Here is a 345-nt window from a genome sequence, read left to right as displayed (position 1 = left end):
ACCTAGACCAATTCGGTCAGACGCTACAAAAGCTTGAGCCGATTGCTAGTTCGCTTGAGGCGGATCCTGAGCAGTTTGATGCTATTCAGGCAGAATATGAAGCTTTAGACCAAGCACTGCAGCTCAACAAGCAAAAGACCTTTGCACTGTCGAATGTATTAGGGCGCAAAGCGCACTTTGCTTATGCAGATTCAGTGAAGCTTCTTGATAAAAGCAGTGAGCTAAGCGAGCAGCTGAAGCTGAAGCTTGCGACTGCAGAGCAAGAGAAAGATCGCGCTCGTGAAGGCTTCAAACAAGCTCAGCAACAGTTCCAGCAGTACAATCAGCTACTGGCAACACTGAAGA

1 protein-coding gene is annotated in these 345 nt (G+C 47.8%); it reads left to right on the top strand.

Annotation, left to right across the window (positions count from 1 at the left end; translation table 11 throughout):
- On the top strand, positions 1-345 hold a 345-nt coding region (locus AB4585_RS26045; protein ID WP_372171664.1), incomplete at both ends, for a hypothetical protein.

The sequence above is a fragment of the Vibrio sp. 10N.222.49.C9 genome, assembly GCF_041474985.1.
In the GTDB taxonomy this organism is placed as follows: domain Bacteria; phylum Pseudomonadota; class Gammaproteobacteria; order Enterobacterales; family Vibrionaceae; genus Vibrio; species Vibrio crassostreae_C.
The sequence above is the reverse complement of the archived record's forward strand: the minus strand, read 5'-3'. Positions and strand labels throughout refer to the sequence as shown.